Source organism: Pseudomonadota bacterium (genome assembly GCA_030860485.1).
In the GTDB taxonomy this organism is placed as follows: domain Bacteria; phylum Pseudomonadota; class Gammaproteobacteria; order JACCXJ01; family JACCXJ01; genus JACCXJ01.
Window position 1 is genome coordinate 1 of sequence record JALZID010000387.1, and the last position, 24335, is coordinate 24335.

Sequence of the window (24335 nt, forward strand, 5' to 3'; positions counted from 1 at the left end):
TCGCCCACAAGCTCCACAGGCTCACCAACAAAATTACAGAAAGAATGATGCACTAACCCAATCCACACTCCGAGTGTTCAACTAACGCTGGAACTTGGGTGTTCAATTAACGCTGGTACTTCACCGCTCACCCATAACATTGGGTACGACGGACACCCGAGCTGGTCACCCGATGGCAGCAAGATCGCATTCGAATCCGTTCGCGACGGCACCCCAGCGATCTACGCCATGCACGCCGATGGGGGCAATCAAACGCGCCTCACTCGCGGCCAAGGGCGACACGGGCTGCCGTCGTGGTCCCCGGATAGCAAAACGATCGCGTTCGCATCCGAGCGCGACGGGGCTACCGAGATCTACGCCGTGGGCGTCAACGGTGACGAGGAGACTCGATTGACGACTACGGGCGAGAACGGCTACCCGTCTTGGTCTCCTGAAGGAGGGAAGCTCGCCTTCGCTTCGCGGCGCGATGGCAACTGGGAGATTTATGTCATGGATGCCGACGGCAGGAACGCGCGAAGGCTTACCGATGACCCGGGCATCGACAGGTTTCCTGCATGGGCACCCGACGGTAATCACATCGCCTTCGCATCGAATCGTGACGACAACTGGGAGATCTACAAGATGAATGCCGCTGGGGGACTCGAAATGAATTTGACGAACAACCCGGCCATGGAGGATGCCAACGACGCGCGCCCATCGTGGTCATCCGATGCCACCAGCATCGTCTTCGCCGCGACCGGCCACCCGCGTTATTCGGGCTTTCTCCGCCGCGCTTTGGGCATCGCCAGCATTCTGGTGCAAAGCGCGCTGCAGATGGGATTGGTCTTGCTTGCGGTGATGCGCTGGGACCTCCGTTTCTTTAGCCTCACCCTGGTCTTCGCGTTGAACGCGGCCTTGAACGTGTCACAGGCTCAAGACTATGACCTTCGCCTGGTGGTGACCGCAGCGCTGGCAGGCCTCGTGGCCGATACTCTGGTGAGAGGCTTGAAGCCGTCGGCTGCCAAGCCCCAAGCCATGCATCTCTTCGCGTTTACGGTGCCGACCATCTATTACGCGCTGTTCTTCCTGGTGCTGATGTTGACGCGGGGGATCGGCTGGTCAGCGCACCTGTGGATGGGATCTATCGTGCTCGCGGGCGTTACTGGTTGGCTGCTCAGTTACATGCTCCTGGCAGTCTTAAGGATTCCCCAGAAACAAGAGCACGGGGCTGAATAAGCTTGCCCGTCGCCTGGGGTCAACGGTGACCCGGCGCGTCTGGACCGATGTTGACGACGCTACTGAGCTCCGAGCAGTGTTAATTCTACCTGCACTCGAATGGCACGTTTTCTCCCTACCGGTATGATACGCGATGCGTACCCTACCGGTTTCTTTGATCATGAGATTCGCATGTGCGCACGAGATTAGACAGGAAAGGAGGCTTTATGTGGAAAAAGAGCGTCTTCTGGTTACCGGAGAAGAATTCAAGGAAGAGATGGAAACTCGTAGCACTGTCCTTGATCAGCGCAATGATCGCCGCAGCGTCATTGGTGAGCGTGCCCCCGGCCGCCGCCAAGCCGGCCGCGCAGGGCATCACCGAGGAGGAGGGCGTAAGGGCAACGTTGAACGTACGTCTCCAAAGCATAAGACTGGCATTCAAGACTTTCCCCACCCGTGAGACTTGGCATTGGTGCGTTGGGTTATTTGGCGTTTACACGCTGTGCGCTCTGATGATTGGATTGTTGACTGGATTTTGTCGCTTGGAGTTGATGAAGGCATCTGCCTGGTCAATTGCCTCAACGCCAATTGTCTTGCTCGTGATGCCAAGCCTTGTGGAGGAGTTCTTCTTTCGCGCTGTCTTACTGCCGCATCCCGTTGAGGTGATTTCTCCGAGAACACAATTCTTCTGGGCCTCGGTCAGTCTCATGGCCTTTGTGGTCTCGCATCCAATCAATGGCTTGATCTCACAACGATGGGTGTTTCTTGACCCTGTTTTCTTGGTTCTTGCGACCCTGCTTGGAATCGTATGCACCATCACCTACTTGAAGTCAGGTTCAATTTGGGTGCCGATTCTATTTCATTGGCTTACGGTTGTCGTGTGGATCATGTTTCTGGGTGGTTGGCAAAAGGTGATTCCCTAAAAAGGAGAACGAGCGATGACAACTCCATTGATAACCGTCTACGCTTGTCTACTGAGCGCTTCGGTTCGCTGCACTCCGACGCCGTTCTCGTGCGCACGAACATTGGGGACAGGGGACTTATCACCTCATAAGTTCGTGCCAATGTCGGGCGTACACCATCCAGCAACCTTAACCGAAAGGTCCAGGGAAGCGCATGCTTGAAGTTGGCGAACCAGCCACGCAGGATGGAATTGAGGTCCGGCATGATCCGCTTCAGGCTGTGGCCACGGGTACGCCGCGTCTTGTGGCGGATGACGTCCTTCAGCGCGCGAGACTAATCTTGCGTACGGAGCGACGACCACACTCGAAGCGATAGCCGAGGAACTCGAACCCGTGACCGGGCCCCTGACAATCCGCGAGATAGGTCTTCTCGGGATGGAGCGCCACTCCAAGCGTCGCGTGTGTTGTTCACCGCCGCGATGGGAAGCTCGCCGACGCCCGCGAGGCATCCGCGGCAGTCATGGATGGACCACCCGGCGGTGCGCAGGCGAGCGTGAGGCGCATGGACATGGGACCGGCCGCGCGCAAGAATAGCCGGAGCAACTGCGGACCACCTCGAATGACTCTAACGCTCAAGGACCACGACCGGCACAGTTACGCCGACTATCTGGGCTGGCCGGAGGACGTGCGCTATGAGTTGATCGATGGCGTCGCCTATCTCATGGCACCCGCGCCGACCGTCCGCCATCAGGACATCGCGGGAGAGATCTTCCGGCAGATCGCGAATGCCTTGGAGGGGAAACCCTGCCGGGTGTTCATCGCGCCAGTGGACGTGCGCCTGCCCAAGGCCGATGAGGCCGACGAGTCCATCGATACCGTGGTACAGCCGGATGTGCTGGTGGTCTGCGATGAGCGCAAGATCAGCGAGCGCGGTGTGCGCGGCGCCCCCGATTTCGTGGTGGAGGTGCTGTCGCCGGCGACCGCGGGGCACGATCAGGTGAAAAAGCGCCGCATCTACGAACGGCACGGCGTCCGGGAGTACTGGCTGCTACATCCCACGGATCAGGTACTCACCGTCTACCGGCTGATGGGCGCCGAATACGGCAAGCCCGACGTCCAGGAACTCGCCGGCGAGACGCCGATCGGGGCGCTGGCCGGCCTCACCATCCTCTGGGACGCGCTCGCGGCCCGGCTGCCCCGCCCGGAATATTGACCCCGGGGGGGTGACACGTTGACACGGGGGCCGCGGCCCGTGCCCCGTCCCAAATACCGACCGGGGCGCGCGATAGGGCCTTACTCTACTCAGAGCGTATCGGGGAATAGACGCTCGCTTCCGTCAAGGTCTCCCGTGCTCCCGTAATCAAGCGGGGCGGCGGCCGGGCTCAGGATCGCGCCGTCCACGACGCGGCCGAGGACCAACTCATGGTCGCCGGCCGGATGGTGGCCGTACAGCGAACAATCGAAGTACGCGAGCGCATCGCAGAGGACCGGGGCGCCCGTGCGACGGACGACCCACGCGATGCTCGCGAGCTTGTCGGCACCTTGTGGCTGGCCGAAGTGCGCAGCCAACGCCATCTGATCCTCGCGCAGGACGCTGACCGCAAAGGCCCCGCCCTCGATCAGGAGCGGATACGAGCCGTGCTCGCGGTGGACGGCGAGGGCCAAGAGCAGCGGATCGAAGGAACACTGCATGACCCAAGCCGCGGTGAATGCATTGTGTACGGCTCCGTGAGCGACCCCGATCACGTACACGCCGTGGGTGAGTCGGCGACAGAGCGCCGCGATCGCATGGCTCACCGGCCGAGATCTTGACTCACGATCCACCACGCATGGTCACGAATCGCGCTTTTTTGATCCCCTCACCCTACCCTCTCCCGAAGGGCCCGAAGGGAGAGGGGATTTTGGGGAGGCGATCTTCCGATTCTTGCGGAGACGATTTATGGCTGTCGCCGGTAATACCGGCACGCCGCGGTGGACACCGCGGCTGCGGCCGGCTTCTGGCCAACCGCCCGTCTTCACTGCGAGCTTGTGAAAAAATCTACTGCGCTCGAGATCTCGCGACGATTTTTTCACAAGCTCTGCGACCCCGCCCGATGCCGCTCCTTGAGTCGCGCGTAATGCGTGGCGGAGTATTCGAGGTACGCGATCTCGCGCTCGGTCAGGGCCCGCGCCCGGCGCGCCGGGGTGCCGACCCACAGGAAACCGCCCTCCAGCACCTTGCCGCCCGGCACGAGACTACCCGCGGCCAGCACCACCCGTTTGTTCAGGACCGCCCCGTCCATGACGGTCGCGCGCATGCCGATGAGGCAATCGTCCTCGATGCGGCAGGCGTGCAGGATGGCCTGGTGGCCCACGGTCACGCGATCCCCGATAGAGACCGGGTGTCCAGCGGGCGAGAACGGGCCATCGTGCGTGCCGTGCAGGATGGAGCCGTCCTGGATATTGGTATAGGCCCCGATGACGATGCGGTTCACGTCCCCGCGCGCCACCACCATGGGCCACAGTGAGCTGTGCTCACCGATGCCCACATCACCGATGACGAGCGCCGTCTCGTCGATGTAGGCGCTCATCGCGATCACCGGGGTGTGGTCCTCGAATGAGCGGATGGCCAAGGGAGCGCGTCCTCAGGCGGCCGGGCCAGGCGCCGTCAACAGGCGCTCGATGGCGAGCGCCAGCGGCTCGCACTCGACCGAGTCCTCGGCCAGGAACGTCTTGACGAGCGGCCGGCCCTCGCCCCAGCACCAGGCGAGCGACGGCGCCACCACATCGGCCGGTGTCTTGGGCTCGGCGAGACGATGCTCGACGGCCAGCGCATTGCCGAGGGCCTGGACGGCCTCCAGGAGCGCCTGCCGACCCTCGGCCGCCAGTTCAGCGGCGCAGAGCACCCGACTCATCTTCAGGCGCCGCTCGGCCTGCCCGCGACAGGCACGGGCCTTTTCTCGCTCGGCCTCCGATAATGCCGCCGGCGTTCCCGACGCTGCTCCGTCACCGAGCAAGGGACGGCTGCCGCGCGTGGTGCGCTGGAGGAGGCCCGCCTTCGCGAGGCGCTCGAGGGTCTCGGCCATGTGCCGGTCCATGACCTCCAGGTGGAGCGGCGCGAGTGGATCGCCAGACGCCGCGATCTCCCGATGCAACCGCTCGAGGTCGGGGCACCAGCGTTCCGCATCGCGCTCGACCACGCAGAGGACCACGGAGTGATCGCCTTCGAGCGGGTACTCTTCCTCGCAGCGGACCAGGGCTGCGCCCAGCCGTTCCTGGGCACGCAGGGCGAACGTCTGGGCCCGGTCCGTCGACACCGGTACGGCGGGCGGCGGGACCCCCGGCCCACGGGTGCCGACGAGCTGGTTCAAGCGTTCCAGGAAGGCCTGTTTGCCACCGCCGAAGGCGATAAGGTCGAGATCCCCCTTCAGGTCCAGCACGCCCTCGGCGAGTGCCTGCTTGTTGGCGAGCGTCCCGAGCATGCGATGCTCGATGGTGCCTTCGGAGACCAGATGGATGACGGTCACGGGCCGCGTCTGGTGCTTGCGCCAGGCGCGCGCGATGCGCTGTTCGAGCCGTGCCGGGTTCCAGGGCAGATCGCAATTGATGACGACGCTGGCGTTCTGAAGATTCAAGCCGGTGCTGCCGGCGTCGGTAGTGAGGAACAGGCGGCATTCCGGATCGGTCTTGAAGAGGTTGATCTCGCCGCGGCGGCGCAACTGCGGGACGCTGCCCGTGTGCCAGGCAGAGCCGAGACCGTGTTTCTGGCACAGGCCACGCACCAGCAGGAGCATGCGCTCCCACTCCGAGAAGATGATCACCTTGACGTCCGCGTTATCCCGGCATTCCTCGAGGATCTTTTCGAGCTCGCCGAGCTTGGGGCAAACCGGATCGTTCGGGTCCAGGATGTAATTGGTATCGCAGATCATGCGCATCATCGCCAGCTCGCGCTGCAATTTGTCCTGCTCGCTCTGGGTGAGCGGGCGGCGGCGGGCCTGCGCGGCGAGCCGCATGACCTGGTCTTCGTGATCGGTATAGGCCTTTTTCTGCCCGTCCGATAAGGGCACAAAGAAGGTCTTGTCGGTGCGGTCCGGGAGCTCGGTCTCGACATCGGCCTTGCGGCGCCGGAGCAGGTAGGGTTTGATGCGGGCGTTCAGGCTCGCGAGGTTGTGATAACCGCTCGGGCGGCCGCGGTCGTCCAGCCGGTAAAACTCGCGATTGAAGCGGAATAGCGGGCCGAGCACCGTGGGATCGAGAAAGTCCATCAAGGAATGGATCTCATCGATGCGGTTCTCGATGGGCGTACCGGTCAACACGAACGCATAACGGCTCTGCAGGCGCTTGATCGCCTGCGCCGTCTGCGTGCTCCAGTTCTTGATCCGTTGCGCCTCGTCCAGGACCACGATATCGGGCTTGAGCTCGACATTGACCGTGAGCGCGTCCTTGACCATCTGCTCGTAATTGACGATGGTGAAAAACGGCGCATGCCCATAGGCACTGAGCCGCGCCTTCGGCCCGCCGAAGACGATCTGGTAGGGCAATGGGCTAAACCGCCGGATCTGCTCCTCCCATTCGGTCTTGAGCGAGGCGGGCGTGACGATGAGCACGCGCTCTGCCTGGCCGAGCCGGTGTAACAGCGCGCACGCGGCGATCGCCTGGATGGTCTTGCCGAGGCCCATCTCGTCGGCCAACAACGCGCGCTCGTTGAAGGCCAGGTGCAGCATGCCCTCGCGCTGGTAGGGGAAGAGCGGCACGGTGGTCTCCTGCGCCGGCCAGCTTCCGGCCTGCACCCGGTGCTCGTAGTCCTTGCGCAGGGCCTTGCGTTCCGATGCCCGGGACCGCGCCAGGATCCACGGCTCGACCTCCTGCGAGATCCGCAGCCTCGGGTGCGCGGCATGGGTCAAGCGTTCGAGCGCCTCCTCGGCGGCGCCGTCCCGCAAGAGCCCGTCTGCGTCGAACGCGTCCCTCAGCGGCTTGGGGAGGTCCCTGAGTTCGCCCATAGCGCGCAGGGTGCCGGCGGCGGGGTCGGGGACGATGTCGATGCGCTCGCCGCCGTTCTCCCGGGCGGTCTTGAAAGGCTTCTTATAGCGCGCCTCGAGGTGCAGCAGCACCGCCTCGACGTGCTTGCAGGTACCGAAGCCGTTGATGCGAAAATCCACGCAACTGCACGCGAACTGCCGCTCGCGCAGATCGCGGACCTCGACCGAGTAATCGAGCCCGCTCCCCGAGCCTATGCGGAAGTTCGAGAAGATCGGGTGCCTGGGATCGAGATTCCGGATGGTGAAGCGCTCCGTACGGGCGCGGATACGGCGGCGCTCGACCTCCTCCTCGTCGGTGGTGCGCCAGTCGTGAGCGGACGGGAGCTTGCGGGCGGCAGCTTGTCGGCGGGCCATGGCGCGCGGCAGGATAGGGGATCCGCCGCCCCCTTGTCGACCGCGCTTCGCAAGCCGTCGGGCGATCCGTTAAGCTTCGCGCATGGCCCCGGTCCGCGAGGTGGTGCTCCCCGACATCGGCGACTTCAAGGACGTCGAGGTCATCGAGGTCCTCGTCAAACCCGGCGATGACGTAGAGGCCGAGACCCCGCTCATTACGCTCGAGAGCGACAAGGCCACCATGGAGGTGCCCTCCCCCTACGCCGGCACCGTCCAGTCCATCCAGGTAGAGGTCGGGGACAGGATCTCCGAGGGCGCCACGATCCTCGCGCTCGCGGAAAGATCCGCAGGCCAGGCGTCCGCGGCGCCGGTACCGGAGAAGACCGCGGGCGGAGCACAGCAAGCCCCTGTGTCGGATAGCGCAGCGCGCGAGGCCATAACCTCCCCGGCCGTGGCGCCGACGCCAACCGTCCCCGCCGCCCCGGCCGAGGAGAGACCGCCCCCCGCGCTACCGTCCACCGAGGTCGTGCGCGGGAGCCGGGCACACGCGAGCCCCTCGGTGCGGCGCTTCGCGCGCGAGCTGGGTGTGGACCTCGGGCTCGTGACCGGCTCCGGGCCCAAGGGCCGTATCCTCAAAGACGACGTCACCGCGTTTACGCGCAAGGCGCTCTCGGGTCCCGTCATCAGCGCTCCGGCGGGAGAGGGATCGGTGTCCGCGGTGCCGCCCATCGACTTCTCGTGCTTCGGTCAGACCGAGCTCCGTCCGCTCTCGAAGGTCAAGCGCATCGCCGGAGAGCACCTGCACCGGAGCTGGTCCACCATCCCGCACGTCACCCAATTCGACGAGGCCGACATCACCGAGCTCGAGGCATTCCGCCAGGCCAAGCGCAAGGAGGCCGCGCAGAAGGACATCAAGCTCACCCTCCTGGCCTTCCTGCTCAAGGCCGCCGTCGTGGCCCTGAAGAGACACCCCCAGGTCAATTCCTCGCTGACGAGCGACGGCGAGGGGCTGGTGTTCAAGAAGTATTTCCACATCGGGATCGCGGTGAACACCGATCTGGGCCTCTTCGTCCCCGTGATCCGGGACGTGGACCAGAAGGGCCTCTACCAGCTCGCCGCGGAGGTCCAGGCGCTCTCCAACCGGGCCCGGACGGGCAAGATCGAGCCGCGCGAACTCCAGGGCGGGTGCTTCACGGTCTCGAGCCTCGGCGGGGTGGGCGGCACCGGCTTCACCCCGATCATCAACCCCCCGGAGGTGGCGATCCTGGGCGTCTCGCGCGCCGCGATGAGGCCCGTCCACGATGGACAGGGGTTCGCCCCGCGCCTCCTCTTGCCGCTGTGCCTGTCCTACGACCATCGGGTCATCGACGGGGTCGCCGCGGCCGGTTTCACGCGCCTCCTCGCAGAGGTGCTCTCGGACATCCGCCACATCCTCCTGTGAGCGCCGCGGAGAAGACCGAGGTCGCGGTGATCGGGGCGGGGCCCGGGGGTTACGCTTGCGCCTTCCGCGCCGCCGATCTCGGCAAGAAGACCGTGCTCATCGAGCGTTATCCCGACCTCGGGGGCGTGTGCCTGAACGTCGGCTGCATCCCTTCGAAGGCGCTCCTGCACGTCGCCCGGCTCATCGACGAGATCCGGGCGTTCAAACAGCACGGCATCGATCTCGGCACACCGCGGATCGAGACCGAACCGTTGCGGAGCTGGACCGAGGGTGTGGTGCGGCGACTGACGGGCGGGCTCAAGACGCTCGCCAGGCAGCGACGGGTCACGGTGCTGCACGGCACCGCCGCCTTCCGGTCCCCGCATGAGCTTCGCGTCACCGGGGCCCCTGGTGATCAACCCGGGGGCGAACAAACGGTATCGTTCGAGCACGCGGTCATCGCCGCGGGCTCGCAGGCGGCGCGCATCCCCGGCCTACCGGAAGACCCCAGGGTGCTGGACTCGACCGCTGCGCTCAGGCTGGCGTCCATCCCCAAGCGCCTCCTGGTCATCGGCGGCGGGGTCATCGGCCTCGAAATGGCCTGCCTCTACGACGCCCTGGGCTCGGAAATCACGGTCGTCGAGCTCACCGATCGGCTCTTGGCGGACTGCGATCCGGACATCGTGAAACCCCTCGAAGGGCGCCTGCGCGAGCGTTATACCGGGGTGCACCTCGCAACCCGCGTCCTCGCGGTCGAGGCCCACGTTTCTGATATGGGTAGAGGCGAGCTCTCGGCGCGCCTCGAAGGCCAGGCCGGCCCCTTCACCCAGGGATTCGACGCCGTTCTCTGCGCCGTGGGCCGGCGCCCCAACGGCCATCGCCTCGGGGCCGAGCACGCCGGGATCTCGGTCAGCGAGGCCGGTTACATCCCGATCGATGCACAGATGCGGACCAACGTACCGCACATCTTCGCCATCGGCGACATCGCGAGACCCCCGCTCCTGGCCCATAAGGCGGCGCACGAGGGTCGGGTCGCCGCCGAGGTGATCGCGGGACACAAGAGCGGCTTCGAGGGACGAGTGGTGCCCTCCGTCGCCTATACCGATCCGGAGATCGCCTGGGTCGGATTGACCGAGACCGAGGCCGTGGCGCAGGGGGTCCGCTTTGGCAAGGGCGTGTTTCCCTGGGCGGCCAACGGGCGGGCGCTCAGCTATAACCGCGGCGAGGGCTTGACCAAGCTGCTCTTCGACGAGTCGGACCACCGCCTCCTCGGCATGGCCGCGTGCGGCCCGAACGCCGGAGACCTCATCGCCGAAGGGACGCTCGCGATCGAGATGGGCTGTGATGCCCGCGACATCGCGCTCACCATCCATCCCCACCCCACCCTCTCCGAGACGGTCGGCCAGGCCGCCGAGGTCTTCGAGGGCACGGTCACCGATCTGTATCTTCCGCGGCGCTAGCTAGCCCACGGCGCCTTCCAAACACTCGACCACCCGCTCGATCTCCGCCTCGGAGAGGTGGTTGTGGAAGGGCAGTGCCAAGGTGCGGCGGGCGAGCGCCTCGGTGACCGGCAGCATCCCCGGGCCCGTGCCCAGGCGCTCGCGCACATAGGGCTGGAGGTGCATGGGCGGGAAGTAAGCGCGCGCCGGGACGCCCTGTGCCTCCATGGCGCGCACGACCCGGTCCCGGTCCACACCCTCCGCGAGGCGCACCACATACACGAACCAGCTCATGCGCACGTGCGGCCGGACCATGGGGGTATCGAGCCAGTCGAACCCCCTGAGAAGCGCCGAATAGCGAGCCGCGACCCGCTCGCGGCGCATCAGAAAGGCCTCGATCCGCTTGAGCTGCGAGATCCCGAGTGCCGCCGACAGCTCGTCCATGCGGTAGTTGTAGCCGAGCAGGAGGTGCTCCAGCCAGGCGCTGCCCTCGGCGGCACGCCCCTGATTGCGGAGGCTCTTCACGAGCCCGGCGAGCCGTCCGTCTCCGGTCACGATGACCCCGCCCTCGCCGGTGGTCATCTGCTTGTTCGGATAGAACGCGAACGCCGCGGCCGCACCGAAGCCGCCGATCCGCCTGCCGCGATATTCGGCGCCCAGGGCCTCGCAGGAGTCGTCGATGAGCGTGAGCCCATGGCGCTCGGCACTGGCCGAGAGGGCGTCCCATTCGACCGGATGGCCGAAGACATCCACCGCCATGATGGCGCGGGTTCGGCCGGTCACCCGACGTGCCGTGTCCTCGGGGTCCAGGGTGTACTGCTCGGGCTCGATGTCGGCGAACACGGGGCTCGCCCCGACATACAGGATGGCGTTGACGCTCGCGGCAAAGGTGAACGAGGGCACCAGGACCTCGTCCCCCGGCCCACACCCGAGGCCCTTCAAGATCAGGTGCAGCGCCGCCGTCCCCGAGCTGACCGCGACGGCATGGGGGACCCCGGCGTATCCCGCGATGCGCTGCTCGAACTCCTCGGCCCTGGGACCGAGCGCCAGGCGCCCCGAGCGCAGGACCTCGGCGACGGCCTCGACGTCGGTCTCATCGATATCGGGCGCCGACATCGAGATCGCGGGTCTCGAGATCACGGTTTCAGAGCCCATCGGATACCTCGACGAGGGGTCGCCGCGGCGGTATTCGGATCGGGGACGGCCCGCCTGCGCCGGCACCCATCCGGAGCCCCGCGGCACCGATGCCGCGATGCTCGGTAGCCGCCACTTCAACGACAGGCGCGGGCCGCCGCGCGCGCATCACCATGTCCGTCACCTCCCCACCGTTCGCGTGTTCATTGCCGCCGCTACCGCGCGCTAGGCGGATTCTCCGAAAGCCATCCCCGGCCGTCAATACCGCCCCCGGCCCGTCCTGCCGGGAAAGGCCGACACCGGTCGCGTTGAAAAACGAGACCGAATATCTTATGGTTGTGGCTGGCAAGGGGAGTCATCCTTTGGAACCATACAATAATGCATTGCCTGTCCGTCCAGCGCCGGTCCAGGGCTTGATAAGACCGCCGCGCCCGGCTGGGCAATCCCTAGGCATGACTGCAGCGGATGCAAGGGAGCTGCAAGCGGCTATCCTTGCCGCGGCCCGCAGCGGGACTGCGTTCGAGAAAAGCGCAGACACCTACGGCCGGCGCTATGTTATGGACCTGACGATCAACCGCGGCGAGAGGGCAGCAATGGTTCGCTCGGCTTGGATCCTCAAACACGGCGAAGACATCCCGCGATTGACCAGCTGCTACGTATTATGAGAATTCTCGTATGAAGGTGCTTGATGTAGTAGCCTTGACAAAGGACCAGGCCGGAGCGGACCTGCGACGCGGCCAGGTGGGAACCATCGTCGAAGAATTGGCGGAGGGCGTATACGAGGTGGAGTTCGCAGACCTCGAAGGACGCACTTACGCGATGCTACCGCTGTCGGCGAAGCACCTGATGGTCCTGCATCATAACCCGACGAAGAACGCGGCCTGATAGCCTGACCGAGGGGTGTGGGTACCGCGATGCAACTGAATCTTTTATGGTTGGGGCGCGGGAGGGGAGGCGTTTCTTGAGACGATACCATCGTTCAGTGCCTGACCGGTTTGCAATATCGTGAACCCGTTAGCAATTTCTTGCCTTTATTTGTAGCATGTCCGACGCCCGGCTCGAAGACCTGTTCGTATCCCATACCGGCCATATCTCGGATAAGTGGGAGCACTATCTCGGGATCTACGAGTCCGAGTTGACACCGATCATCAATCGCGGTGCACCGATCTCGCTTCTGGAGATCGGTGTTCAGAACGGCGGGTCGCTAGAGATCTGGGAGAAGTACCTGCCGTCGGGCTCCGAACTTTTCGGGATAGACATCGATCCGAAATGTGCGCGGTTGGACCTCGGTCCGAGCATCACTGTTGCGATCGCCGATGCGACCAGGGATGAGCAAATCCGTGCGGCTCTCGGTCATCGCACGTTCGACGCCATCATCGACGATGGTTCACATCTTTGCTACGACGTTATCCAAACGTTCCAATTATTGTTTGAACGCCTCCGACCGGGCGGCAAGTACCTCATCGAAGACCTTCATTGCTCGTACTGGAGATCCCACGGAGGCGGACTCAGGGATCCGGGAGCGTCCATCGAGTGGATCAAGGGTCTCGTCGACAGTCTGAACGCCGATCATTTCGCAGTCGAGGGCTCAGGGGCCGTCCCGGCGTGGACGCGAACCGTCAATCGTCACGTCGCTCGGATCACTTTCTACGATTCCGTCGCAGTCGTCGAGAAATTGAGAATACCGAAGCATGCACCGTACCGGCGGCTGCTTAGCGGAGAGACAACCGTGGTCGAAGATCCGGCGCGATGGTTCGCAACCTGGCCCACCGCAGAGGTGGCGACCATCCTGACGGGTCAGACCACGGCTCGGCACATCGAGAGGAGGATATTGGATGAGATCGCCCTCCTGAGAGACGAGCGCGAGAACGATCGAGCTGAGCTGGCGAGCCGGGACGAGCAGATCGCTACGCTTAACAAAGCAGTGGCCGAGCGCGACGGGCAGATCGCCAGCCTTAACGAAGCGGTCGCCGAGCGCGATGGGCAGATCGACAGGCTCAACCAGGCGGTGGCCGAGCGCGATGGGCAGATAGCCAGCCTTAACCGATCGGTGACCAAACACGACGCGCAGATCGACAGGCTCAACCAGGCGGTGGCCGAGCGCGATGGGCGGATCGCCAGCCTTAGTCGATCGGTGACTAAACGCGACGGGCAGATCGGCAGGCTCAGTCAGGAGGTAGCCAAGCAAGCCCAGCTGATCGCCAGCCTCAACAAGGCGGTGGCGGAGCGCGACCAGTTGCGCCTGAAGCTTCAAACCATCCGCCTTTCCACCTCCTGGCGCCTGACGGCACCGCTCAGGTTCGTTAAGCGCGTAGCAAGCAGCTTAATTCGGAGGTCCCTAAAAGTCGCTTCCATACCTATGAGATCGTTCTACCGGCTCCTACCGCTATCCGTCCGGCCTAAAGTGAAGCACTGGCTTTTCTCGTCATTCCCCGTCCTCCTTGCACAATCCCCTGCTTCCGGACGGCGGCTCGTCGTTACAGCCGCCCAGACGCAACCCGCAGCTCCCATCTCCGAAACGCCGCGGTTGGTTGCTTCAGTGCATCCCGATATGCCGAACGAACATGGAAAGCATAACCTAACGCACGACTCCGTTCACCGAGACAAGGCACGCACGACAGAACCGGCGGATACATCGTACAATGTCCTTGACATTCCTTATGATATTTTGGTCTCGCCACCACACCTCGGACACCATGATGAGGTCTGCATATTTGTAACCTATTCCCCAACGCGGATGATCAGCCAAACTACGCTTCGATACATCGAAGCTCTTCGTCAGTCCGGTATGAAGCTGCTCTTGATCGCCGCTACGGATGACCTCCGGGGCCCGGCCAACGTTAACATCAGCGGTCTGAGCGGCCTCATTGTCCGCGGAAATCACGGCTACGACTTTGCTGCGTGGGCGACCGCGCTGGCGATCTTACCCGACCTCTGGAACGTACGCATGCTGGTGCTCACAAATGATAGCGTATACGGGCCAACATCGCAGTCGGCCCTTAACGATGTGCTTGAACGTACCCGGCAAAGCACCTCCGATATCATTGGGCTCACGGAGAATCACCAAGGCACACATCATATTCAAAGCTATTTTATAGCGCTGAAACGGCGCGCTTTGATGTCGGACCAGGTCAGGCACTTTTGGGATAACGTGCGCAGCCATTCTGGCAAACAGATGGTGATTGACAGGTACGAGATCGCTTTTCTTGCGCAATGCGAACGCGGACAACTCACCCATGAAATACTCTTTCCATTGCCCCATGCGCTCCCCCATCAGGCTGGGAACCCCACCTTAATCCACTGGCGCTCACTTGCAGCGCAAGGATTTCCATTTATCAAGGCACAGCTCCTCAGAGATGATCTGCCCGGTACCAACAACGAGGCGTGGGAGGCGATCTTTGAAAAGACACCAGATATGGTGCGTCTAATTAAAGACCATTTGCGGTCTATCACAGGCACATCCATAGGCTGCACGAAGTGTGCCGTAAACAAATGGGACGGAGACCGTTTATCGTGGAGCCCCGATTTCGCCTCGAAAAAGGACGCTATCAGCAGTTGCAGGCCCCTTGATGACTGGGACCTCGCGATCGAAGTCCCGTTTGCCGCTCTATCCACGAGCGCCCGCGTCCCAAGCATCAAGCGGGTCGCCATCATAGCGCATGTGTTCCATCCGAGCATGCTAAACGAAATGCTAGGGTACCTCCGAAACATTCCTTCGCCGGCGGACATCTTCATTTCGACCGATACCGATGGGAAAAGACGCGATATCGAAGCGGCGCTCGCCGACTACTCCAACGGTTCGGTCGAGCTGCGCGTCTTTGAGAACCGAGGGCGTGATATCGCACCGATGATCGTTGGTTTCCGAGACGTATTTGCTCGTTACGAGATCTTCCTCCATATCCATTCCAAACGTTCACCGCACAATCACCAGTTGGGGTGCTGGCGGACGTATCTCTTGGAGCAGCTCCTGGGATCGAGAGAGATAGTTGAATCTATTTTTCACATGCTCGTGTATTCTGATGTAGGAATAGTTTTCCCGCAACACTTTCCTCCTATCCGTAGCTTGATCAATTTCGGGCGCGATTATGATTTAAGTAGAGCTCTCATGCGTAGAGCTGGCATCCCTTTCAGCGCAAGCATAGTTCTCGAGTTTCCTTCGGGGTCGATGTTGTGGGGAAAGTCTGCAGCCTTACGCAAACTGTTGGATCTGAAGCTCGAGTTCGTAGACTTCCAGGACGAAGACGGACAGGTTGATGGAACGCTGGCGCACGCGATCGAGAGGTCATTCCTTTATTTTGCAGAAGCAAGTGGTGCACGGTGGGCCAAAGTGGTCCAGTTGAAAGATAGCAACGGACCGAACACCGTGCTGCCGGTCGACGATCTCAGTACACTCGATCGTACGATCGCAAAATCTTATAGGAGACTTCTAGGAAACACTATTCCTTATGCTCCTAGCGGAGCCGACATCAATGAGGTCAGGAATATCTGGGCAACTCCAGAACGCTCCATGCGGCCGAGATTTACACTTCTGGTCCCCACGCTTAAGGCGGAGCACAGGTTCGGCGCTATGACTACTGCGTTGAGGGTGTTTGATGTCCTTAGAAGGGAGCTCGAAGGCGATAGCGACGCTAGGATCGTAACGCTTAATGACAATGTCGATGCTGTATCAATGAGGCGTTTTCCTGGGTATCAGCTCCTAAAGCTGGGCGCAACCAGCGACTATGAAGAGCGCATCGTAGTCGACGCGAGCAACGAACGCATTGGGCAGATCCCTGTCCGTCCAAGGGAGCTATTTATAGCAGCTTCGTGTTGGCCGGCCGTTAGCGCATTCGGGCTCAGACAGAGACAGATAGAGTTCTTTGAGAGAGCACCGCCTGTTATATATTTGATACAAGATCATGAGCCCGACTTGTACGGATGGTCGGCCCGGCATTCTTTAGCCGTTGGAACATACATGCATCCAGCGGATACGATCGCTGTAATCGGCTCGGAGGAGCTCTGTAACTTCATGGTATCCACTTACAACTTTACCGAGACATACGTTATTCCGTATCAGATGAGTCCGACGCTTAGCGCCCATCTCTGCGCTCGTCCAAAGAGAAGGGAGATCGTCGTTTACGGTGGTCCAGGGGTGCCCTATTACGGATTCGAGATACTGATAAGCGCGCTGCGTCTCTGGCAGCAACGTTGCCCCACAACAGCGCGAGGTTGGGCGGTCACATCGGTAGGGGAAGAGTACTCGAACGACCGAGTTGCATTCGTTCGTAACCTTCGCATTCTCGGGAAGCTGTCTCCGGCAGAATATATCGGTTTATTAAATTATGCGTCAGTAGGTATTTCCCTCATGATATCGCCGCGCCCGAGTGAGCCGGCACTGGAAATGGCGCGAGCGGGTCTCATAACTATTACAAATGCTTATGGGCATAAGGATCTCAGCCTACGACACGAGAATATCGTATCCATAGAACCTGTCGATGAAGAAACGTTAGCAGAAGCAATTGAAAGTGCAGTGGAGAGGGCCGAAGGAAGGGTCGGAAAGAGGTACGAGCGGTTCGACATAAAACCTATCAGGTGCCCTGTTCCGACGTTCGACGGGGCGACATTCGCAGAAAGGTTGAGGGAGCTGGTGTCGTAACCAGTCGTTAGGGGTTGATACGTAAGACCTTTATGGTGTTAGATATATAGGCACGCCGGTAACCTTCCCCAAAATGTCCGCATTTTCCCCATAGACTCTTACTTATTCTAGCCACATCCTGGTCCTGACAATGGGCCCACCTTAATGTTCAATGTGGAAGTGATGATAACGCGACTAAGACGTATGCTCTCGCCAATGGTAGAAGGGACCCCTGCGAAGCTGTGAAGAAGAAAGATCTCATGTTTCGGGGTTTGGATGAACTGTTTCCTCTGCCGGCGACCACGTCTTCTGCGTCCGCGGAAATGCGCTACCCACCAATTGACGATCTCGCAATCGTCAAGCGGGTGCTATCGGCCTACCAGCTCGCTGCCAGCGATCGAGAGGATCGGGGCGACTCGCTATGGCAAGGAATTTTCGATGCGCGCCATCGCGACATTCACCGGATCTTCAAAGATGGGCGACTCGACGCCGCCGCGCGAGTCCTCCGCGATCCCGCTTGCACGGATCTGTTCTACGGAATTGACGATCTCGCAAAATCGCTTCTGCCCAATCTCGACGGCCCCTCTAGCGCATACCACTACGCAGCAAGCTGCCTAGATGGCCTCGTGCGCCTTGCAGAAGCCATTGCGGCTATTCGTTTGGAAAATCCAGAGGGTGAACCTCCGCAGGGTCCTTGGACGGCGAACCCCATAGTAGATGAAATAGAGACCGTTTTGGGACAAGAGCTGTCGATTCCCAATATCTATCCTAAGGAGCTAGGTGTTTTGACAAAGCGCGGCATCGTGTCGTATCGAGTCCCTCAGGCCATCTATCAAGCTTGGCGAATCAAAGAGCTTGTGAAGGACCGACCCCACGCGCGCGTGCTCGAGATCGGCGCTGGTGTGGGCAGGACCGCCTATTATGCACGCAAGTTCGGCATTGAAGATTATGCGATCATAGATCTCCCGATGACGGTGTTGGCTTCGAGCTACTTCCTCGCACGAACGCTTGGACAAGACCAAGTTCTGCTTTGGGGGGAAAAGACCGAGGGCTCGCAGAACCCCGTCAAGATTCTTCCGCCGTCAGAATTCTTGGACAACGGGGATTCTTATGACCTCATCATCAATATCGATTCGCTAACCGAGATGGATCCGGTAGTAGCACGAACCTATTGGAGGCAAATAGAAAAGAGGACCAAGATGTTCCTATCGATCAATCACGAGGTGAATCCGTTTAGAGTCAAGGACCTTATCGGTGAAAGCAAAGGGGTATTGGTGGTCGGGCGCGCACCCTACTGGATGCGCAAAGGTTACGTGGAAGAGCTCGTTCAATTTTAGTGATTGTCCAGTTCCGCAGCAGCGAGAAGTTCCGATGAAAGAGCTAAGCACGAGTACACCGGAAACCCAAGATGACGCTAGCTCAGGCGCCTAGCTGCCGCGCAGGGCTATGCCCTACACATCACCGACAGCGCCAAAGAATCAACAAACGATACGACCGCCCAATGTTGCACAACTTGACGCACACGACTGCTATCTCCTACGCCATTTCCTGACACTTGGCATTCAGAATTGGTCCAACTGGAAGGTTTATTTTCGGATTACCGGGTTGCTTATGTATGAGCCGAGAGTACCTCGAGGCCAATAGGTCCCCATAAACTGGAGCGAAGTCAGCAGGAAAGCCGAGCGCCGGAAACCGGCACGCTGGGTTTGACGGGACGGGGGCTGGAAACGTGGCTACGGGAACCGGACTGCGGTCCCTGACGAAGGCATGGGGCACCACTGGACCCTAACGTGTGCCCGCCAGTCCTCGACCCTTTCGATGAACGCGATGTGGAAACGGAGCCATGGCCGAGCTATTGAAACACCGCCGGACGAAAGGGGCGGCCAACAGACAGACTTTGCCTACAGGCACCGCGCCACATCTCGACTCCACCAGCGGCAGCCCTCCGGAGCTGGGCGCGGCGAGAGCCACGACCCGCATCGCGGAGGCGGCACGTTGCCCAATAACACGAAAGGGATCGCCCGTCCGCCTGCAGCCTCGCAGCGTCGAACGACGAGGCCAGTTCCGAATCCTGGAGCAACTGCCGCTCTTGCGAAGAGCGCGTGAGTTCCACGAGCGCAGGCGCACCCGCCCAAACGATCACGCTGACCAGCAACTTCGAGGGTGGCCGCTAGCTTGCGACGAGATCTGCATCCAGATCGGCGAGGTAGCCCCGGTGCTAATGCTTCTCGGACCGGGCGAGCAGTCGCTCGATCTCCGCACCCGACGCGGCGAGGCTGCGCCGGAAGATCTCGCCGAAACGTCCGCGCCGTAACAACCCGCGAGCATGGCGACCCTGCTCGCAGTTCTTCTCGCCCATCGAACCGGGCCAATATGCCCCAAGCCGGGAGGGCTTGCAAACCCCGCCGGACCGCGGTTTGCTCCAGGCCGTGATGAAGCTGCGCGAGCAAGCGGTGGTGGTCATCCCCGCGTACAAAGAGACGCTTATGCCCGAGGAGAGACTCTCCTTGGAGCAGTGCCTGCGCGTCCTCGGCGGCCATCCAATCACGCTCATCGCCCCCGAAGGGTTCTCGCTCGATGCCTATAGCCCCGTCGAGAACGGGCTTGCCGTGCGGCGTTTCCACGCGAGCTACTTCCAGAGTACGCGCACCTACAATCGGCTGATGCTCGCACCGAGCTTCTACGCGAATTTCATCCGTTACCGCTACATCCTGATCTATCAACTCGATGCGTTTGTCTTCTCGGATCAGCTCGCGGATTGGTGCGCACGCGGTTGGGACTACGTAGGCGCGCCTTGGCTCGGCGCCGACTGGCTGGACAATCTGCCCATCAATAGGCCGACATGGTCGCGCGATAACATCGTCGGCAACGGTGGCTTTTCACTCCGCAAGGCGTCTACGCACCTCACACTCTCGATCCTCTTCCGCCGTGCGGCGAAGCGCTGGCCCGCCAACGAGGATGGCTTTTGGGCGTTCTATGTGCCGAGCTGGTGGCCGCTCTTCCGCATTCCGTCAACGGATGAGGCGCTGCGGTTCTCGTTTGAGATGAACCCCGCCGAGTGCTACGAGCTCGCGGGGCGCGTGCTCCCGTTCGGATGCCACGCATGGGAGAAGCACGACCGCGCGTTCTGGAGCCGCTTTATCGGAGCGGCCGGATGATCTCGTCGGCGACGGACGGCAATTCGGCGAGCACTGGGTGCCACGGCCCGGTGTCGCGGCCCGTGTAGGGCCCACGCAGGGCGAAGCGCAGGCGATGTAGACCGATGGGGGGCCAGGAGCCGGGCCTGCACAGAACCGTGACGACCGCATCGTTGCGCAGGCGGGCAGCGAGCTGCGCGTCCTTGTGCGGACCGGTCAAGAGGCAACGCGCAAAGTCCCACCGCGCCACCGCGCCGGCGACAAGCGGATCGCTCGAGGCGCGGCACGCGGGATAGATGTCTTCAATCGGGATCATAGAGCGGTAGCGGCGCAGGATGTCGGTGGTCTCGTCGAAGGTGCGGCCGAGATTGCGGTTCTCGGTACCGCCTTCGTAGTAGAGGCCCAGCACCTCTCGCACGTGGATTCCGCCGCGCGCCCAGCCGGCGCGGATGAAGAAGTCGTAATCGCCCGCGATCTTGAGGTTCGCATCGAAGAGACCGATGTGGTCGTGAAGGTCGCGCCGCCACATCGGCTGCGGCCCGACGAGGCTGTGCATGAGGAGTTGCCGTAGGCTGTAGTCGGGCCAGTTGAAGACACGGTCGGCGGTCTTGTTCTCAAACGTCTCGTTCGCGCCGCGCGTGATGTACGCATCGGCGTAAGCCACGCCTACGCCGTTACGCTCGAGTGCATTCGCGAGAACCTCGAGCGCGTCGGCGCGGTGGCGATCATCGCTGTTGGCGTTGGTGAGGAACTGTCCTTCGGAAAGCGCGACGCCGCGGTTCCACGCACCGTAGATCGTCTCGCGCTCGGTGCGCACGTATTGAATGTTTGAGTAGCGCGCCTTGTACTCAAGGACGATCGGTTCCTCGCCCTCCTGCGAGCCGCTGTTTACCACCACGATCTCCATCTCGCCGCGCTGGAACAGCGTCTGGGCGACGAGGTCCTGCATGGCACCGCGCACGAAGTGCTCTGAGTTGTAGAGCGAGACGATAGCCGAGACGCGGATGGGCATCAGCGCTGAAGCGAGAGCGTGCGGCGGAGACGATTTGGAATGCGCCTGAACACGCTGACGAGCGGGGCATGCAGGGCCGGGCCGGCTGCCGGGTCATCTCCTAGGGCATGGACCGCACGCCGGAACAGGGGCAGGAACAGGATCGTCTTCATAGCCGGAGGACCGCTCGCTGAAACCGCCCCTTGAAAGGAACGCCTCGCGCCACACCAGCACGGCGCTGGGCAGGCTGTGCATCGTCCACTGCGGCATGTTCGATACCCGCTTCATCCGATACTGCATTGGGCGCTGATTAAGAAGGCCGATGCGCACTAGCCATCCTTACTCGTCCACGTTACTGTAGGTCGCTAGCCTTGGCTGCTTCTGGAAAGACTCCGCCACCATTTCCAGATGGAAACATTTGCATCACATTTCATGATGCAAATACTGTAGCTGAACTCCATGTCGTAGTCAATTTACGCAGATCATATACGCCGCAGCCACAGGCTCCCGCCGGCATTGCTCAGACACACCGGCATGTGCGCCGCCAGGAAGTCGCGCTGGGTCTGTCCGAGGTAGTGCGCGAACAGCATGATCTCGAAGTCGCGGTTGTACTGAAGGAACGCGCGTAGCATGTACACCTCGTTCCATCCGCGGCCCTGTTTAATCCAGAGATCCGGGTACTCGAACGGATAGAAGATGTCGTGGAAGTGCACGTACACACCCGACGGCAGGCGCGGCAGGATCTCGAAGAGGATCCAGTTCACGTCGCTGCCGAACGCGACCACGTGGCTCGAGTCCACGAACAGCACGTCACCACGCTTAACCTCGGCAAACACCGAAAGCGGCACGTCTTGGACGAGCTTCTCGTGAAGGCGCGTGCGTGCACGATCCTCGGGCCGCAACAGCGACAAGAGACGCTGGGCGTTCGGCTCGATGAAGGTCATCTGGGTGCGACCGTGCAGAAACAGATCGTTCACGTCGAGCGCCAGCGCCGAGGAGTAGCCCGATCCGATTTCCACGAAGCGGCGTGGCCGCAGGTGACGCAGCAGGCTGTAGAGGAAGATCCCGTCGGCGTACGAAAAGAAGTCGTTCTCGAAGTAGTAGCGAAGCCCGGTCGCTGCCTGCGCCGAAAACGGCTGGTCCGCGTAGTAGGGCCGCAGAGTGCGCAGCAGCGCCTGCTGCGACCTCGCGTTAAGCTCCACGCCCGGCACCTCGGCGGAACGGCGCGCCTGCAGGCTCAAGCGCGTCTTCATGTAGCGCCAGGTCCGCCGGCCCCTGTGGATGAGGTTCATGCGACCTCTTGACGCGACAGGCTCTCGAGGATGTGACGGAGCGGGAAGTGCTCCGGATCTTTCTGCGACCAGTAGACCAGCCCCTCACGCATGTGGCGCCGCCACGACGGGTTGTTGCGGATGGTGCTCGACTCGATCGCCTGAGGGATCTCGCGAAACCAGCGCTGCGAACCGTATACGTCGGCGAACCGCCAGAAAGGCGAGGTGAGCCCGGCCTTCGCGAGGCGGTGCGTATGCTCCACGTGCTCCCACGCGTTGTGGAAGTTCTCGTCGAGGTATCCGACGGTTTCGATGGCCCGCCGCGTGTACATGCACCAGGCGCCAATCGCGTTTGGATAGAACTCCATCCAACCCGATGCGCCCACAGGCCCACTCGCGTTGGCCGGCCCATGGTGCGCGAAACTGAAGTGCTCGATGCCGGTACGCAGACTAACCTTGACATACTCGATGATGGCGTTCGGCGACAGCGGGATGATGTCGTCCTCAAGGATGAAGAGGTAGTCGTAGTTCTTCATCGCCTTGAGCAGCGCGTTCTTGCTTGGAGCGATGCCGCGGTTCTCGTGCGATTCCCAGACGCTGATGGTGTTGGGCAGCCAGGCAAAGATGCGGCGGTACTCATCGTTCGGCGACGAGCCGTCGTTGTGTACGAACAGGTCGGCGATGGGCGAGAAGTGGGTGAACGCCGCGTGGACGACCTGCCGGAAATACTCAGGGCGGTTGTAGGTGACGATACCCACGCCCACGCGCGGATACGGCCGCCGCCACACCGGAGCCATAAGCTCTTTCATGGTATCACGCGCGCGAATCCACCTAGATGAGATCGCGGACATGCGAGAACCGGCGTCCCTCCGCGTCCTGTACGGTGACGGCAGTGTCGACTCCCCATCCTTCCAGACCATGCGTTAGCACATTATAAGGCTTATCCAAACGTGCTACAAGCGATCATGCGCTTGATCGATCGCGCTGCTGGAACCGGGCCAGGGGCCGTTGGCTGATCGCCGGCGCCAGCAGGAGCTGACGCCAACGGTGGAACTGCTGCGCGAGTGTAAGTCGGCGATCCGACATGCGAGTTCCCCGATTGTACAATTGATCGCGCGGTCGTGAGGGGCGACCAGTGATCTTGCGAAGCGAACAGCGCCTTCATGGTCTCTGGGCCCAGAGTCCTCTACTCGGTCTCGCAAAGCGCATATGTGGACGCTGTACCGCGTGAAGCTCTCCACCGCGACGATCCAAGCGAGTATCGCCCAAGCGGGCCGTGTCCTCGGCCCGGGCGTGGCGCAGATTGCCGCCGCAGTGCGCGAAGTCCCTGTCGCACACTTCTATGAGACGAGACGGCGGATGGGCGGTCGCTCGCGTTGGTTACACAGCGCCTCGACGGATCCTTGACGTGGTAGGGCAGCCATGCCAAGTGCGGCCAAGGTGGCCATGGAGGATTTCGGGATCTTCCCGCCTTGATCGATGAGGGACGGTGCAAAGGGCGCCGGACGGCTCAGTGGACTTCGTGCTCTCGTGCACGTGATCGAGCACTGTCCGGACATCATCCGAGCCCTCCTCGAGTGGTTCGCATCACGCGAATCGACGGCACCGTGTTCATGATCGTTCCGCGTCGCGACGCGGCCCCACCAAATCGGAGTTCGCCATCCACTTGCGGAAATGTGAAATCGAATTGCCGACTCCGCTCCCGAAGTCGAGGATCGAGCGAGCGTCGCGCCTTAGCGCTTTGACACGGTCCGCAACGTCCCTTCTATGAGGGCCCCGTTGTCAAGCCCCGGCGCTAGATTATTTTGATCTTTACTTAGCTATTTTTATTCTCACATGCCGAGATTGTCTCCGCCGGAGTTGTTCACGCTTTGTCCACGGA

The 24335-nt window shown here is 61.9% G+C and carries 20 protein-coding genes; 9 read left to right on the forward strand and 11 right to left on the reverse strand.

From position 1 onward, the window contains the following. The first annotated feature begins 360 nt into the window (after positions 1-360). Both M3461_23645 and M3461_23650 read left to right on the forward strand, forming a co-directional pair. Positions 361-1215 (forward strand): hypothetical protein, encoded by an 855-nt coding sequence (locus M3461_23645; GenBank protein MDQ3777131.1) that lies wholly within the window; start codon positions 361-363, stop codon positions 1213-1215. A 206-nt stretch (positions 1216-1421) separates the two neighbouring features. Continuing rightward, entirely contained in the window at positions 1422-2117 is a 696-nt protein-coding gene (locus M3461_23650; protein ID MDQ3777132.1) for a CPBP family glutamic-type intramembrane protease, read from the forward strand. Here M3461_23650 and M3461_23655 read toward each other — a convergent pair. Next, on the reverse strand, positions 2080-2373 hold the full coding sequence (locus M3461_23655) for a hypothetical protein (GenBank protein ID MDQ3777133.1): 294 nt from the start codon (positions 2371-2373) through the stop codon (positions 2080-2082). The genes M3461_23650 and M3461_23655 overlap by 38 nt on opposite strands. 342 nt (positions 2374-2715) lie before the next feature. Between M3461_23655 and M3461_23660 the strand changes: the two genes are divergently transcribed. Then, complete coding sequence (locus M3461_23660; GenBank protein ID MDQ3777134.1) at positions 2716-3309, forward strand: Uma2 family endonuclease; 594 nt, start codon at positions 2716-2718, stop codon at positions 3307-3309. A gap of 89 nt (positions 3310-3398) precedes the next feature. Here M3461_23660 and M3461_23665 read toward each other — a convergent pair whose 3' ends face one another. From M3461_23665 to M3461_23675, 3 genes are all read right to left on the reverse strand, one after another. Further along, positions 3399-3893 (reverse strand): flavin reductase family protein, encoded by a 495-nt coding sequence (locus tag M3461_23665; GenBank protein MDQ3777135.1) that lies wholly within the window; start codon positions 3891-3893, stop codon positions 3399-3401. A 272-nt stretch (positions 3894-4165) separates the two neighbouring features. Then, positions 4166-4708 carry a gamma carbonic anhydrase family protein gene (locus tag M3461_23670; protein MDQ3777136.1) on the reverse strand — a complete coding sequence of 181 codons (543 nt, stop codon included), beginning with the start codon at positions 4706-4708 and terminating at the stop codon, positions 4166-4168. Positions 4709-4720: 12 nt separating this feature from the next. Next, entirely contained in the window at positions 4721-7468 is a 2748-nt protein-coding gene (locus M3461_23675; GenBank protein MDQ3777137.1) for a DEAD/DEAH box helicase, read from the reverse strand. 82 nt (positions 7469-7550) lie between these two features. On the opposite strand from M3461_23675, the gene M3461_23680 reads away from it, so the two are divergent. Then, positions 7551-8888 carry a 2-oxo acid dehydrogenase subunit E2 gene (locus M3461_23680; GenBank protein MDQ3777138.1) on the forward strand — a complete coding sequence of 446 codons (1338 nt, stop codon included), beginning with the start codon at positions 7551-7553 and terminating at the stop codon, positions 8886-8888. Next, complete coding sequence (gene lpdA / locus M3461_23685) at positions 8885-10327, forward strand: dihydrolipoyl dehydrogenase (GenBank protein MDQ3777139.1); 1443 nt, start codon at positions 8885-8887, stop codon at positions 10325-10327. The genes M3461_23680 and lpdA overlap by 4 nt, the downstream gene beginning before the upstream one ends. Here the strand turns inward: lpdA and M3461_23690 are convergent, their stop codons facing one another. Further along, positions 10328-11461, reverse strand: coding sequence for a DegT/DnrJ/EryC1/StrS family aminotransferase (locus M3461_23690; GenBank protein MDQ3777140.1), 1134 nt, complete (start codon positions 11459-11461; stop codon positions 10328-10330). Next, a complete protein-coding gene (locus M3461_23695; GenBank protein ID MDQ3777141.1) occupies positions 11451-11789 on the reverse strand; it encodes a hypothetical protein in 339 nt (112 codons plus the stop codon). The genes M3461_23690 and M3461_23695 overlap by 11 nt, the downstream gene beginning before the upstream one ends. A gap of 326 nt (positions 11790-12115) precedes the next feature. On the opposite strand from M3461_23695, the gene M3461_23700 reads away from it, so the two are divergent. From M3461_23700 to M3461_23710, 3 genes are all read left to right on the forward strand, one after another. Next, positions 12116-12325, forward strand: coding sequence for a DUF4926 domain-containing protein (locus tag M3461_23700; protein ID MDQ3777142.1), 210 nt, complete (start codon positions 12116-12118; stop codon positions 12323-12325). Positions 12326-12482: 157 nt separating this feature from the next. After that, positions 12483-17075: a hypothetical protein gene (locus tag M3461_23705; GenBank protein ID MDQ3777143.1), complete on the forward strand. Its 4593-nt coding sequence runs from the start codon at positions 12483-12485 to the stop codon at positions 17073-17075. A 221-nt stretch (positions 17076-17296) separates the two neighbouring features. After that, a complete protein-coding gene (locus tag M3461_23710) occupies positions 17297-18391 on the forward strand; it encodes a putative sugar O-methyltransferase (GenBank protein ID MDQ3777144.1) in 1095 nt (364 codons plus the stop codon). Positions 18392-19272: 881 nt separating this feature from the next. Here M3461_23710 and M3461_23715 read toward each other — a convergent pair. After that, positions 19273-19413 carry a hypothetical protein gene (locus M3461_23715; GenBank protein MDQ3777145.1) on the reverse strand — a complete coding sequence of 47 codons (141 nt, stop codon included), beginning with the start codon at positions 19411-19413 and terminating at the stop codon, positions 19273-19275. Between the two features lie 34 nt (positions 19414-19447). On the opposite strand from M3461_23715, the gene M3461_23720 reads away from it, so the two are divergent. After that, entirely contained in the window at positions 19448-20212 is a 765-nt protein-coding gene (locus M3461_23720) for a hypothetical protein (GenBank protein ID MDQ3777146.1), read from the forward strand. Here the strand turns inward: M3461_23720 and M3461_23725 are convergent. From M3461_23725 to M3461_23740, 4 genes are all read right to left on the reverse strand, one after another. Next, complete coding sequence (locus M3461_23725) at positions 20193-21203, reverse strand: glycosyltransferase (protein ID MDQ3777147.1); 1011 nt, start codon at positions 21201-21203, stop codon at positions 20193-20195. The two genes, M3461_23720 and M3461_23725, sit on opposite strands and share 20 nt — an antisense overlap. Beyond that, positions 21203-21355 (reverse strand): hypothetical protein, encoded by a 153-nt coding sequence (locus M3461_23730; protein MDQ3777148.1) that lies wholly within the window; start codon positions 21353-21355, stop codon positions 21203-21205. Before M3461_23730 ends, M3461_23725 begins: the two co-directional genes overlap by 1 nt. Before the next feature lie 309 nt (positions 21356-21664). Next, on the reverse strand, positions 21665-22474 hold the full coding sequence (locus M3461_23735) for a class I SAM-dependent methyltransferase (GenBank protein MDQ3777149.1): 810 nt from the start codon (positions 22472-22474) through the stop codon (positions 21665-21667). Next, positions 22471-23262, reverse strand: coding sequence for a glycosyltransferase (locus M3461_23740; protein MDQ3777150.1), 792 nt, complete (start codon positions 23260-23262; stop codon positions 22471-22473). Before M3461_23740 ends, M3461_23735 begins: the two co-directional genes overlap by 4 nt. Positions 23263-24335: the final 1073 nt, after the last annotated feature.